Origin of the sequence: Curtobacterium sp. ER1/6, assembly GCF_001742745.1 — a bacterium.
GTDB classification, from domain to species: domain Bacteria; phylum Actinomycetota; class Actinomycetes; order Actinomycetales; family Microbacteriaceae; genus Curtobacterium; species Curtobacterium citri.
The window spans coordinates 61,288-74,369 of the sequence record NZ_MJAK01000009.1 but is presented as its reverse complement, the minus strand read 5'-3'; the positions used below and the strand labels follow the sequence as shown (position 1 = coordinate 74,369).

The 13,082-nt window shown below is 71.3% G+C and carries 10 protein-coding genes and 1 pseudogene; 7 read left to right on the top strand and 4 right to left on the bottom strand.

The features are described 5' to 3' along the window. Nucleotides 1-217: 217 nt before the first annotated feature. Nucleotides 218-1,720 (bottom strand): alpha-N-arabinofuranosidase, encoded by a 1,503-nt coding sequence (locus tag Cus16_RS13080; RefSeq protein WP_069713094.1) that lies wholly within the window; start codon nucleotides 1,718-1,720, stop codon nucleotides 218-220. A gap of 228 nt (nucleotides 1,721-1,948) precedes the next feature. Here Cus16_RS13080 and Cus16_RS13075 point away from each other — a divergent pair, with 228 nt between their 5' ends. The 3 genes from Cus16_RS13075 to Cus16_RS13065 are packed head-to-tail and all read left to right on the top strand — an operon-like array spanning nucleotide 1,949 to nucleotide 5,249. Further along, on the top strand, nucleotides 1,949-3,319 hold the full coding sequence (locus tag Cus16_RS13075; RefSeq protein WP_069713093.1) for an extracellular solute-binding protein: 1,371 nt from the start codon (nucleotides 1,949-1,951) through the stop codon (nucleotides 3,317-3,319). A gap of 45 nt (nucleotides 3,320-3,364) precedes the next feature. Further along, the gene (locus Cus16_RS13070) at nucleotides 3,365-4,330 is read left to right on the top strand and encodes a carbohydrate ABC transporter permease (protein ID WP_141718984.1); all 966 of its coding nucleotides are present in this window, start codon (nucleotides 3,365-3,367) and stop codon (nucleotides 4,328-4,330) included. Next, nucleotides 4,323-5,249: a carbohydrate ABC transporter permease gene (locus Cus16_RS13065; RefSeq protein ID WP_223246620.1), complete on the top strand. Its 927-nt coding sequence runs from the start codon at nucleotides 4,323-4,325 to the stop codon at nucleotides 5,247-5,249. Before Cus16_RS13070 ends, Cus16_RS13065 begins: the two co-directional genes overlap by 8 nt. A gap of 177 nt (nucleotides 5,250-5,426) precedes the next feature. Here Cus16_RS13065 and Cus16_RS13060 read toward each other — a convergent pair. Beyond that, nucleotides 5,427-5,765, bottom strand: a pseudogene (locus tag Cus16_RS13060) (VOC family protein); the annotation flags it as partial. Between the two features lie 49 nt (nucleotides 5,766-5,814). Further along, nucleotides 5,815-6,642, bottom strand: a complete 828-nt coding sequence (locus Cus16_RS13055) for a siderophore-interacting protein (protein ID WP_069713091.1) — start codon at nucleotides 6,640-6,642, stop codon at nucleotides 5,815-5,817. 28 nt (nucleotides 6,643-6,670) lie between these two features. Here Cus16_RS13055 and Cus16_RS13050 point away from each other — a divergent pair, with 28 nt between their 5' ends. The 4 genes from Cus16_RS13050 to Cus16_RS13035 all read left to right on the top strand — a co-directional run bounded on the left by Cus16_RS13050 (nucleotide 6,671) and on the right by Cus16_RS13035 (nucleotide 10,840). Beyond that, a complete protein-coding gene (locus Cus16_RS13050) occupies nucleotides 6,671-7,750 on the top strand; it encodes a FecCD family ABC transporter permease (RefSeq protein ID WP_223246619.1) in 1,080 nt (359 codons plus the stop codon). Continuing rightward, nucleotides 7,747-8,865 carry a FecCD family ABC transporter permease gene (locus tag Cus16_RS13045; protein ID WP_223246618.1) on the top strand — a complete coding sequence of 373 codons (1,119 nt, stop codon included), beginning with the start codon at nucleotides 7,747-7,749 and terminating at the stop codon, nucleotides 8,863-8,865. Before Cus16_RS13050 ends, Cus16_RS13045 begins: the two co-directional genes overlap by 4 nt. Beyond that, on the top strand, nucleotides 8,862-9,746 hold the full coding sequence (locus tag Cus16_RS13040; protein WP_069713090.1) for an ABC transporter ATP-binding protein: 885 nt from the start codon (nucleotides 8,862-8,864) through the stop codon (nucleotides 9,744-9,746). Before Cus16_RS13045 ends, Cus16_RS13040 begins: the two co-directional genes overlap by 4 nt. A gap of 62 nt (nucleotides 9,747-9,808) precedes the next feature. After that, on the top strand, nucleotides 9,809-10,840 hold the full coding sequence (locus Cus16_RS13035; protein ID WP_069713089.1) for an ABC transporter substrate-binding protein: 1,032 nt from the start codon (nucleotides 9,809-9,811) through the stop codon (nucleotides 10,838-10,840). Between the two features lie 72 nt (nucleotides 10,841-10,912). Here Cus16_RS13035 and Cus16_RS13030 read toward each other — a convergent pair whose 3' ends face one another. Next, nucleotides 10,913-12,973, bottom strand: coding sequence for a transglycosylase domain-containing protein (locus tag Cus16_RS13030; protein WP_069713088.1), 2,061 nt, complete (start codon nucleotides 12,971-12,973; stop codon nucleotides 10,913-10,915). Nucleotides 12,974-13,082: the final 109 nt, after the last annotated feature.

Sequence of the window (13,082 nt, the reverse complement as noted above, 5' to 3'; positions counted from 1 at the left end):
GGCGGACGGGAGGCGCGTGGCGGCCCCGCACCGCGCCTCCCGTCCGACGCGTCCGCACCGTCGGCCCGGACCGTCCACGGTCGGGCAGCCGTCCGCCGGCCGGGCACGAGCGAAGGGCGCCGGTCCGCTCGCGCGGACCGACGCCCTCCGTGCTCACTTGACGCTCACCGGAGCGCGCGCCGAGGCGTCTGCACGCCGACCGTGGTCGGCGGTCGGTTCAGCCGATCGACACCGCGGTCCAGGAGACCGGCGGCAGCTCGATGGTGATCGTGTCGCCCTCGCGGCGGACGGTCTCGTTCGTCCTGAGCGCCACCCGCTCGCGGTTCCCGAGGTCGTTGACCGCGTGGAGGTCGTCGTCCCAGATGCCCTCGGCACGGACGTCGCCGTCGACCTGCAGGCCGGCGAGGTCGATCGTGACGGAGGTCGTCTCGGTCTGGTGGCGGTTCACGAGGAACACCGCCGCCTTGCCGTCCTCGACGGTGGCGGCCGAGTCGACCACCGGGACCTCGCCGTGCTTGCCGCCGTCGACGGTGTCGCCCGAGGCCTTGACCTGCAGCGACGTGCCGTTCGCCAGGCGCGACGTCAGCGAGAACGGGAAGAACGTGGTCTGGCGCCACGCCGGACCACCGGGCTCGGTCATGATCGGGCCGATGACGTTGACGAGCTGCGCGATGCTGGCGGAGGCCACGCGGTCCGCGTGCCGGAGCAGCGAGATGAGCAGGCCACCGACGACGACCGCGTCGGCGACGGTGTAGACGTCCTCGAGCAGACGCGGCGCGACCGGCCAGTCCTGCAGCTCGAAGGTCTTCTGCTGCTCCTCCCACTTGCTGATCGACCAGACGTTCCACTCGTCGAAGGAGATGTCGATGCGCTTGTCCGACTTCTTTTGCGCCTGCACGTGGTCGGCCGCCGTCGTGACCGTCTTGATGAAGTGGTCCATGTTGACGCCGGAGGCGAGGAACGACGTCAGGTCGTCGCCCTCCTCGTAGTAGGCGTGCGCGGAGATGTAGTCCACGTCGTCGTAGGTGTGCTCGAGGACGGTCCGCTCCCACTCGCCGAACGTCGGCATCGACGCCCCGGAGGACCCGCAGGCCACGAGCTCGAGGTCGGGCTGGATCTGCCGCATCGCCTTGGCGGTCATCGCCGCGAGCTTGCCGTAGTCCTCGGCGTTCTTGTGGCCGAGCTGCCACGGGCCGTCCATCTCGTTGCCGAGGCACCACATCTGGATGGCGAAGGGCTCCTGGCGGCCGTTCGAACGGCGGTACTCGCTCAGGGCGGTGCCGGCGTCGATGTTCGCGTACTCGAGGAGCTCGATGGCCTCCTGCGTGCCACGGGTGCCGAGGTTGACGGCGAGCATCATCTCGGAGCCGACCGCGTCGAGCCAGTGCTGGAACTCGTGCAGGCCGACCTCGTTGGTCTCGGTGGAGTGCCAGGCCAGGTCGAGACGGCGCGGACGCTGCTCGACGGGGCCGACGCCGTCCTCCCACTTGTAGCCGGAGACGAAGTTGCCGCCCGGGTAGCGGATCGCGGAGACGCCCAGCTCCTTGACGAGCTCGACGACGTCCTTCCGGAAGCCGTGCTCGTCGGCGGTCTCGTGGGCCGGCTCGTGGATGCCGTCGTAGACGTGGCGGCCGAGGTGCTCGACGAAGCCGCCGAAGAGCCGACGTCGCACCGGCCCCACGGTGAACGCGCTGTCGAGGACGAGGTGTGTGCGAGGCATGGATCTCCTTTGATCTGCTGGGGGCTCGTGCGGACATGATCGGCCCGGTACGAAAGTGAGCGCTCACGTCTCCCTGAACGCTAGCGGGTTTCCACCGTGCGCGGAAGCCGGGACGCAGCCCGGCCGTGACGTTCACGAAAGGGGTGGCGGACCCCCGGGTCCGGCGCTACTGTGAGCGCTCACGGAGCAATGACCGCTCCGCTCGGCCCGTCCCGATGGAGTGATGCCATGCCGATCCGATCCGTTGTACCCACCCCGCAGTCCCGCGGCAGCGCGTTCACCCGACGGACCCTGCTCGCCGGCGCAGCCGCCGGTGCCGCGGTCCTGCCGCTCGCCGCGTGTTCCAGCCCGATCGCCGCCGGCATCGCCGGAGCCCCGCTGAACCCGGAGACGCTCGTCTTCTGGAACCTGTTCGGCGGTGGCGACGGCCTCCGCATGCAGTCGATGGAGGCCGGGTACGCGAAGCAGCACGGTGGTTCCTCGTCCCTGCAGGCGACGACCTTCGCGTGGGGCAACCCGTACTACTCGAAGGTCACACTGGCCACCGTCGGGAACAAGCCGCCGGACGTCGCGATCGCCCACCTCACCCGCGCCAAGCCGCTGTGGGACGGCGACCTGCTCGACCCGATCACCGAGGACGACCTGGCGAGCGTCGGCCTGAGCGCCAGCGACTTCAACCAGAAGGCGTGGACCGCGCAGAAGACCGACGGCAAGAACATCTGCATCCCGCTCGACACGCACCCGTTCGTGCTCTTCTACAACGTCGACGTCTGCCAGAAGGCGGGCCTGATCGACGGTGACGGCAAGCTCAAGGACCTGAACGGGCTGGAGAACTTCGAGGCCGCGATGGCCGCCGTCGCGAAGGTGACCGGCGGTACCGCGCTGAACGTGGCGAACGTCGTGCCGGAGACCGCAACGCCGTGGCGCTTCTTCTGGACGATGTACAACCAGATCGAGGGCGCGACGCCGTTCATCAGCGACGGCGGGGCGAAGCTCACCGTCAACGAGGACGCGTACAACAAGGTCACCGACATGACCCAGAAGTGGGTGGGGAACGGCTGGCTGAACAAGGCGCTCGACTACGCGACCGCCCAGTCGCTCATGTTCGACGGCAAGGCCGGGTTCTTCATGCAGGGCGAGTGGGAGATCAGCACCGCGCAGTCGATCAAGGGCCTGAAGTTCGGCATGGTGCCGATCCCCCAGCTCTTCGACAAGCCCGCCACCCAGGCCGACTCGCACACGTTCATCCTGCCGAAGAAGGACCGGACGCCCGAGCAGCGCAAGGCGCACATGCTCTTCATCAAGCAGATGCTCGAGCAGAGCCTGACCTGGGCCGAGGGCGGACACGTCCCCGCGTACATGCCGACCTTCGACAGCGCCGCGTACAAGGACCTGAAGCCGCAGTCCAACTACGCCGCAGCCGCCGAGACCGCGGTCTTCGACGACCCCGCCTGGTACGGCGGATCCGGGTCGACGTTCGAGGGCATCGTCGGCGCCCAGCTCGCCCTCGTCCAGCAGGGCAGCAGCTCCCCCGCGCAGGCGCTCTCGGCCATCAAGGGCCAGCTCGCCACCTACCTGAACACCCCGAGCCCGCTGTGATCGCGCGCTCGCTCCACGTGGACCCCGCACGAGAGGCACGATGACGTGACCGCTGCACCAGTTCTCACCCGACCCACGGACGCCGCGATCGTCACCCGGCGCGCGCGTCCCCGCGTGAACTCGACGAACCGCGGACAGGGCCGCACCGGGTGGCTGTTCCTCGCCCCGTTCGGCCTGTTCTACGCGGCCTTCCTGCTCGGCCCGACGGTGTGGATGCTCATCACGAGCTTCTTCAACACCTCGACCGTCCGCACCGGACTCGGCACCTTCGCCGGCTTCGCGAACTACGCCGAGATGCTCGGGCGCAGCGACTTCTGGTCGTCGCTCTGGCACACGCTGCAGTTCACGCTGTACACGACCCCGCCGCTGGTGATCCTGGCGTTCGTGTTCGCCGTGCTGACGAACCGGATGAACCGCGGACAGTGGTTCTTCCGCCTGGCGTTCTTCCTGCCGTTCATCCTGCCGTCGGCCACGATCTCGCTCATCTGGGTGTTCATCTTCACGCCGGCGACCGGCCTCTGGGCGAGCCTGCAGACCGCGCTCGGCATGACGCCCGGCTCGGGCATGCTCTCCAGCCCGAACACCGCCATGATCGGCGTCGCGATCGCCACCGTCTGGTGGACCCTCGGGTTCAACTTCGTGCTGTACCTGGCCGGCCTGCAGGAGATCCCCCGCGAGCTCTACGAGGCCGCCGCGGTCGACGGCGCGTCGAACTGGCAGCAGATCAAGTCGATCACGCTCCCGCTGCTCGGCCGCACGACGACGCTGGTCATCCTGCTGCAGATCATCGCCAGCCTGAAGATCTTCGACCAGGTCTACCTGATGACGAACGGCGGCCCGGGCATCTCGACCCAGGTCTCGCTCCAGCTCATCACCGGCGTCGGCTTCACCGACAACCGCCTCGGTGCGGCGTCCGCCGCATCGGTGCTCCTGTTCATCGTGATCGTCGCGATCGCGGTCATCCGGCAGCTCGTCGAACGCGCCGCCGCCAAGCGAGAGATCGGTGCCTGACGTGACCGCCACCGAGAGCATCACGACGTCCCGTCCGCGGAAGCTCCGCTCCGGGGTGTCCGCCGCCGCGCCCGCCAACGCCGCGAAGATCGGCGTCTCCGGCAAGGGCTTCAACATCGCGGCCGCGATCATCCTGACGGTGTTCGCGATCATCTGGCTCATCCCGAGCCTGTTCGCCCTGAAGACGTCGCTGTCCGACAACGGCGTCGCCGCGCTCGGCGCCAACTCGATCCTGTCGAACTGGAACCCGACGCTGCACTCCTACGCGTCGCTGTTCCAGGCCGGCGACATCTGGAACTGGTACCTCGCCAGCGGCATCACGAGCCTGATCACCGCGGCCCTGACGGTGCTGTTCGCGTCGATGGCCGCGTTCGCGCTGTCCCGCCTGGTGTTCCGCGGCCGGAACGTCGCGTTCCTGCTGATCATCCTCGGCATCATGATCCCGACGCAGGTCCTGATCATCCCGATCTTCCAGGAGCTCAACGCCGTCGGCCTGCTCAACACCTACTGGTCGGTGATCTTCCCGCAGGTGCCCGCCGTGATCGCGGTGTTCATCTTCAAGCAGTTCTTCGACGGGATCCCGAAGGAGCTCGAGGAGGCCGCGCGCATCGACGGCGCGGGCATGTGGAAGATCTACTGGTCGGTCATCCTGCCGCTGTCGCGTCCGGTGATCGCCGCGGTGACGATCCTGACCTTCGTCGGTGTGTGGAACAACCTGCTCCTGCCGCTGTTCGTGCTGTCGAACCCGGACCTCATGACGATCCCGGTCGGGCTCGCCACGGTCCAGGGCAGCTTCGGCCAGCGCTACGCCGACATCCAGGCCGGGGCGATCCTGGCGGCGCTGCCGCTGATCATCCTCTACCTGATCTTCCAGCGGCAGATCGTGGAGGGCGTGACGGGCTCGGGCCTCAAGGGCTGACGCCACCACACGACGGACGGGAGGCGCGGTGCCGGCTGGTACCGCGCCTCCCGTCCGTCGTGTGGTCGTTCGAGAAGGCGTACCTGGTCGAAGCGGGCGTACCGGGTGCGTCTGGACGGCCGGGTACGCCCGGAACCATCAGACATCGCACTTGCTCTGGGAAGGAACGGGCGCGGGTCAGGGCGGGTCGAGGCGTGTGCGGAGCAGGCAGAACTCGTTGCCCTCGGGGTCCTGGAGCACGTGCCAGGACTCCTCCCCGGTCTGCCCGACGTCGGCCGGACGCGCGCCGAGGGCCAGCAGCCGCTCGAGCTCGGCGTCCTGGTCCTGGTCGACCGGCGAGAGATCGATGTGCAGCCGCAGCGGCTGGGCCTTCGCGTGCTCGACCTTCGACAGGATGATCGTCGGCGTCGCGCCGCCGAAGCCCGACGCGGGCCCGATCTCGACGCCGTCGTCGTCCTTGCCGAGTTCGACGTAGTCGAGCACCGCGCACCAGAAGCGTGACAGCTCCTCGGGGTCACGAGTTCGCTCAGTCGGCTGCTCATGCCCGCACGCTACCCGGACGGGGTCAGGCCGGGACGACCTGTCGTGCGTCGTGCTTCCAGAAGCCGGAGAAGGTGATCCGCGACTTCGGCAGGCCCGCGCGGTGCAGGTGTCGGCGGCCCTCGGTGGCCAGCGTCGACTCCCCCACGACGAAGGCGTACCCGCGATCGTCGACCGGCACGTACCGCTGGAGTTCGGCGAGCGCCGCGCGTCCCGGGACGGCGTGCTCGGTGTCCTCGCGCACGATCCAGGTCACCTGCACGCCGGCCGGGGCGTCGAGGACCCGGACGTCGGCCGCGGTCGGGACCTCCTGGATGATCCGGCCGACGGCGTCCCGCGGGAGCGATGCGGCGATCCCCACGACGCCGGGGAGCCCGGTCTCCTCGGCGACCACGACGACCTCGCTGACGTCGTCGGGGCAGTCGAAGATGCAGCCCTGGTCGAGCATCGCGAGCTGGTCGCCGGGCCGGGCGCCGCACGCCCAGATCGCCGCACGGCCCTCGGGCTCGCCGTCGGAGCCGCAGTGCACGACGAAGTCGACGTCGAGTTCACCGACCTCGGGACGGAAGGCGGCGACGGTGTAGTTCGCGCAGTGCGGTCGGACGTCCTCTGGGATCGCGAGGAACGAGGGCCACCAGCGACGACCGTCGAGCTCCGGCATGCGGAAGCCGTCCTGGTCGGGACGCGGGAGGAACAGGCGGAACCAGTGGTCGAACCCGAGGAACGGGAACTCGTGCAGGTCGGCCCCGGTGACGGTCACGCGCTGGATCGACGGGCTGTGCCGCACGGAGCGGAGCACCCGGGCACGGAACAGCCGGGGCGCCTCGGGCATGAGCCGCGGGATCTTCGCCATGAGGGAAGGCTAACCTAATATGGCTTCCGTGCCACTCCCCGAACCCGTCCTGACGCCCGCACGGGCCGCCCGGACCGACACCGCCCCGCGTGTCGACGGCGTGCACCGGACCGCGGTCCGGCGTCGCCTGCTGGTCGTCGCGGTCCTGGTGGTCGCACTGGTCGCCGCCGCGGTCGCGAGCATGCTGTTCGGCAGCAACCGCCTCGGCGTGGACCAGGTGGTCGCGGGGCTGACCCGGACGGGGTCGAGCACCGCCGAGGCCGTGGTCTGGGGATCGCGCATCCCGCGCACGCTCATCGGGGCGGCTGTGGGCGCGGCGCTCGGGATCGCGGGGCTGCTCATGCAGGGGCACACGCGGAACCCGCTCGCCGACCCCGGCCTGTTCGGGGTCTCCTCGGGCGCCGGGCTGGCCGTCGTGCTCGGCGTGTACGCCTTCGGCGTGACGAGCACCGGTGCGACGGTCTGGTTCGCCCTGGCCGGCGCGGTCGTCGCGAGCGTCGTCGTCTTCTCCGTCACGGTGGCCGGCAGCGGGACCGCGAGTCCGGTGCCGCTCGCCCTGGCGGGTGCGGCGGTGTCCGCGCTCCTCGGTGCCGTGACGTCGTTCATCGTGCTCACCGACCAGGACTCCCTCGACGCCTACCGCCTGTGGGTCGTCGGCTCGCTCGCGGCCCGGCAGCTCGACGTCCTCGCCGCGGCCGCCCCCTTCCTGCTCGTCGGTGCCGTGCTGGCGGTGTGGAACGTCCGGGCGCTCGACGCGCTGGGGCTCGGCGCGGAGCTCGCACGGGGGCTCGGCGAGAACGTGCTCGTCGCGCGGCTCGTCGGCCTCGGCGGCATCACGCTCCTGGCGGCCGGCGCCACCGCGGCCGCCGGCCCGATCGGCTTCGTGGGCCTGACCGTGCCGCACGTCGCCCGGGCCCTGGTCGGCACGGGTCACCGCTGGACCCTCCCCGTGTCGGCGCTGGTGGGTGCCGCCCTCGTGCTCGTGGCCGACGTGGTCGGACGGCTCGTCGGCGGGTTCTCCGAGGTCGAGGTCGGCATCGTGCTCGCCGTCCTGGGCGGCCCCGTCTTCGTCGCCGTCGCCCGCCGCCGATCGCTGGTGTCCCTGTGAGCGCGGCGACCGGCACCCCGCGCACGACGGGGCAGCGCGACGCGGCACCCGAGCACACCGCCCCCGGGCGCCGCGGGGTCCGTCTCGGTCCGATCGGCCTGGCCTGGCGCCCCCGCGTGCTCGGGTACACCGTCGGGGCGGTCGCCCTCGCGCTGGTCCTCGTGGTGCTCGGCGTCGCCGTCGGCAGCACCTGGATCGCGCCCGGGACCGTCGTGCGCGCGCTCGTCGGCGCCGAGGGCGGACCCGACGGCTTCATCGTCACGACGCTGCGACTCCCCCGGGTCCTCACCGGCGCCCTCGTCGGCCTGGTGCTCGGCACCGCCGGGGCGCTGACCCAGACCGTCACCCGGAACCCGCTCGGCACCCCGGACATCATCGGCGTCACCTCGGGCGCGAGCGTCGGTGCCGTCGCCGCGATCGTGGTCGGTGGCGGCACGTACTCGGTCTCGTCGGCCGTGCTGAGCGGCGGCATCCCGGTCGCCGCGACCATCGGCGCCCTCGTCGCCGCGGCCGCCGTGTACGGCCTCGGGTGGCGCGGCGGCGTGCAGAGCTACCGGCTCGTCCTCGTCGGCATCGGCGTGAGCGCGACGCTCGACGCCGTCACGAGCTACCTGCTCGTCCGCGCGAAGATCACCGTGGCGACCGCGGCGTCGCAGTGGCTCGTCGGTAGCCTGTCGAGCACGTCGTGGTCGACCGTGTGGCCGCTGGTCGTGGTCGCCGCCGTATGCGTCCCGATCGCCCTCGCCACGAGCGCCGCGCTCGGCATCGGCCAGCTCGGCGACGAGGTCGCGACGGGTGTCGGCCTCGGCGTCCAGCGGCACCGGCTGCTCGTCATCGCCCTCGCCGTCGTGCTCACCGCCGCCGCCGTCGCGGCCGCCGGTCCGATCGGCTTCGTCGCCTTCGTCGTCCCGCAGGTCGCCCTGCGCCTGGCCGGGACGAACCGGCCGCCGCTGCTGCTCGCCGGCGCCCTCGGGACGGTCCTCGTCCTGGTCGCTGACCTGCTCGCCCGCTCGGCCTTCCCCTGGCAGGTCCCCGTCGGGATCGTGACCACGGTCGTCGGCGCCCCGTACCTGATCTGGCTCCTCGTCCGCCACCGCAAGGAGATGTCCCGATGACCGCCGCCACCACGAATCGACGCGATGCGCGCGTCCCGGGCGCCGACGCGACCACCCGCCGGACGGGCGGCGACGACGCGTCCGGCACGGTCCCTCCCGTCCTCGAGGCCCGCGGCCTCTCCGTCGGCTACGACCGCGAGCCGGTCCTCCGCGACCTGGACCTGCGCATCGAGCGCGGCAGCGTGACGACGTTCCTCGGGGCGAACGGGTGCGGCAAGTCGACGCTCCTCAAGGCCTTCGGCCGTGTCCTCAAGCCACAGGCCGGCGAGGTCCTGCTCGACGGCGTCCCCATCCGCCGGGAGCCGAACCGCGCGGTCGCCCGCCGCCTCGCGATCCTGCCGCAGACGCCCGTCGCCCCGGCGGGCACGAGCGTGCTCGACCTGGTGATGCGCGGGCGGAACCCGCACCAGTCGTGGGCGAAGCCGTGGACCGCCGAGGACGCCGACGTCGCCGAGCAGGCCATCGCGGCGACCGGCCTGACCGCCGTCGCCCACCGCGACGTCGCGAGCCTCTCCGGTGGCCAGCGGCAGCGCGCCTGGATCGCCCTCGTCGTGGCGCAGCAGGCCGAGACCCTGCTGCTCGATGAGCCGACCACCTACCTCGACCTCGCGCACCAGCTCGACGTGCTCCGCCTGGTCCGGCGGCTCAACCGCGAGCAGGGGTCGACGGTCGTCATGGTGCTCCACGACCTGTCGCTCGCGGCGCGGTACTCCGACCGGCTCGTGGTCCTGCACGACGGCGGCGTCGTGGCGGACGGCACGCCGCACGAGGTCCTGACGCCGACGCTGCTCGAGACGGCGTTCGGGCTGCACGCCAGGGTGGTCGCGGACCCCGTGACGGGTGCGCCGATGATCGTGCCCGAGGCCGACGAGCACGACTGAGCCCGAACGCGGGCGACGCCGGGGCTGGTCGAACACACAGACTTAGGTTAGGCTCTCCTAACGTGAAGATCCCCCGCCGCGGCTCCCTGCGCGCCGCCCTCGTGACCTCCGTGGCCGTCTCGGCCCTCCTCCTCACCGGTTGCTCCGGAGCGAACGGCTCCGACGACGCCCGGACCGGGGACGGCACCGACACCACCTCGGCCGCCGCAGGACCCTGGTCCTACGAGGACGCCACCGGCAAGACCGTCGAGACCGAGGCGACGCCGAAGCGGGTCGTCGTCCTCAACGACCTCGCCATCTCGTTCATCGAGTACGGCCTCCGACCGGTCGGCACCTTCGGACAGCTGACCATGGCGAAGGACGCCCGATTCGAGGGGCTCGACACCGACGGCATCACGCAGCTCGGCGAGGCGTACGGCGACATCGACCTCGAGGAACTCGCGGCGCTCAAGCCCGACCTCGTCGTCACGTCGGTGTACCCGAAGGACGAGCAGGGCACCCTCGACGACACCCAGCCCGGCTACGGCTTCAAGGACAAGGAGCAGGAGCGGCAGATCCAGGCGATCGCGCCGGTCGTCCAGGTGGAGTGGGGCGGCAAGGGCGAGGACGTGATCGAGGAGATCGCCGACCTGGCCGAGTCGCTCGGCGCCCCGGAGTCGAAGGTCGAGGCCGCCGAGCAGCGCTTCGACGCCGCCGAGGACACCCTCGAGCAGGCAGCGAAGCGGAGCGACGTGTCCGTCGTCTCGATGTACGCGGACGGCTCCGGCGCCTACGTCACCCGTCCGGCCGACGAGCCGACCCTGCAGATGTACTCGTCCTTCGGGGTCGACTTCGTCCAGCCGAAGCCGAAGGGCTTCTACTGGGGCATCTACTCGTGGGAGAACGCGGGCCAGATCACCGGCGACGTCCTCCTGCTCTCGCAGCAGGGCTACCAGGTCGCGGACCTCGAGAAGCAGCCGACCTTCGCCGACAACCCGGCGCTCGCGGCGGGTCAGGTCCACAGCTGGACCTTCCCGGCGCTCGACTACGCGTCGCAGGCCGACTACATGACGAAGCTCGCGGGCTGGCTCGAGGACAGCAAGAAGGTCTCGTAGCGATCCGAGGACGGACGGGAGGCGCGGTGCCGGCTGGCACCGCGCCTCCCGTCCTTCCCGGTGTCGGTACCGTCAGCCGACCGGCAGCGCCGCGTTCACCGCCGTCTGGGCCTGCCGCCAGACGTCGGCACGTGACCCGGCGTACGTGCCGCCCTGACCGCTGCCCAGGTACCGCAGGTTCGTCTTCCCACCGTCCGTGTTGCCCTGCCAGTACGCGGTGACCGCCCGCGAGGTCCCGCCCACGAGCCAGACCTGGTCGGCCGCGTCGGTCGTACCGGTCTTGCCGAACAGCGTCGCGCCGTCGAGGGTCTGCCCGCCGGTCGCCGTCCCGCCGCGGAACGCCCCCTGCATCACCGCGAACGCCTGCGCGGCGACGGGCGCCGACACCGCCTGCGTGCAGGAGCGCGGCTGCCCGCCGAGCGCGGTGCCGTCCGGACCCGTGAGCTGGTCGACGACGACGGGGGCGCAGTACACGCCGCCGTTCGCGATCCCGGCGTAGGCGGCCGCCATCGTCAGCGGTGCGATGCTCGTCGTGCCGAGGATCGCCGCCGGGTTGGCGGGTAGCTCGCCGCCCGTCGCCGGGTGCACCCCCAGTCGGGCTGCGGTGTCGCGGATGTCGCAGAGGTCGAGCTGCGACGCCATGTCCGCGTAGGCCGCGTTCACCGACTGCGCCGTCGCCGACCGCACCGAGTACGGACCGGTCTGGCCCGGCGAGTCGTTCTTCGGGTCGTACGGTTCGTCGAGCGTGATCCGCTCCCCGCACTGCGTCCACGTGCTGCGTGCCTTCCGCGTGCCGTCGACGACCGCGTCCGCGCTCCGGCCCGACTCGAGCCACTGCAGCAGGGTGAACATCTTGTACGTCGACCCGACCTGGAACCCCGTCGACCCGCCGTTCGACTCGTCCGTCGCGTAGTTGAGCGAGGTGGCGGTCGCCGGGGCCGCGGCGGAGCGGTCGTAGTCCTTGTTCTGGGCCATGGTGAGCACCCGGCCGGTGCCCGTCTCGACGGTGTTCAGCGTCGCACCGAGGGCGAGCCGGCTCTCCGTGGCCGGGTCACTCCGGTCGAGCAGCTCCCGCTGCTGCGTGTTCAGGTCGAGGTCGAGCGTCGTCTGCACCCGGTACCCGCCCGTCCGCCACGCGGCAGCGCGTGCGTCGGGGTCGGCGCCGAGCTGGGGCAGGTCCCGGGCGACCTGCTCGGCGTACGCGCAGGCGAACTCGGCGCCGCGGACCGCCGACTCGCAGCCCTGCTGCGGCGCGGTGAGCCGGACGTAGTCGGCGGGTCGGGACGCGAGCGCCGACGCGAGGTCCGCATCGCTGAGGTGACCCTGCTCGTGCATCGAGCGGAGGATGACGTCCCGGCGGGCCTGGTTGTCGGCGTGGTGCGCGGGCGTCGACAGGTCACGCCGCTCCGGCCACTGCACGATGGCGACGAGGGACGCGGCCTCGGCGGGGCTCAGGTCGGTCGCGTCCTTGCCGTAGTAACGCTGCGAGGCGGCCTGCACGCCGTAGGTCTGGTCGCCGAAGTACGCGATGTTCAGGTACGCCGCCAGGATCTCGTCCTTCGAGTACGTCTTCGCGAGCCCGATCGCGAGCTTGACCTCGGCCAGCTTCCGGTCCGGGCTCTTCCGGGTCGCCTCGCGGTACCCGGCCTCGCGTTCCTCGGCGGTGGGCAGCTCGCTGGCCTGCTGGATCTTGATGTTCCGCACGAGCTGCATCGTCAGGGTCGAACCGCCCGAGCCGCCCTTCCCACCCGACGCGACGACGCTGACCACCGAGCGCACGAGGCTCGTCGCGTCGACGCCGCCGGTCTCGCGGAAGCGCTTGTCCTCGCCGTCGATCGCGGCGTGCTCGAGCGTGTCGCTGATCTGGTCGAGCGTCAGCTCCTGCCGGTTCTGGTCCCACACGTCGACCAGGTGCACCGGCTGGCCACCCCGGTACGCCCAGATCTCGTTCCGCTCCGGCAGGTCGCCGATCTCGATGTACTCCGGCATCGAGTCGAAGACGTCGATCACCGATGTCGTCCCCACCCCGGCGACCGCGAGCACCGGGGTCACCCCGACCCCCACCAGCAGTCCGGCGAGCACGCTGCCGCCCACGAAGCCGAGTGCGGCCCCCGTCACCCGTCGCATCGCCATGTCGTCCCCCTCGTCGTCGCGCCCCCGGTGGTCCGGCGGCGTCCCGGTGACCCTCCCAACGCTCCTCGGGCGTCCGCCCGGGGTTCCCCGGGGAGGACCGGCGTGCGGG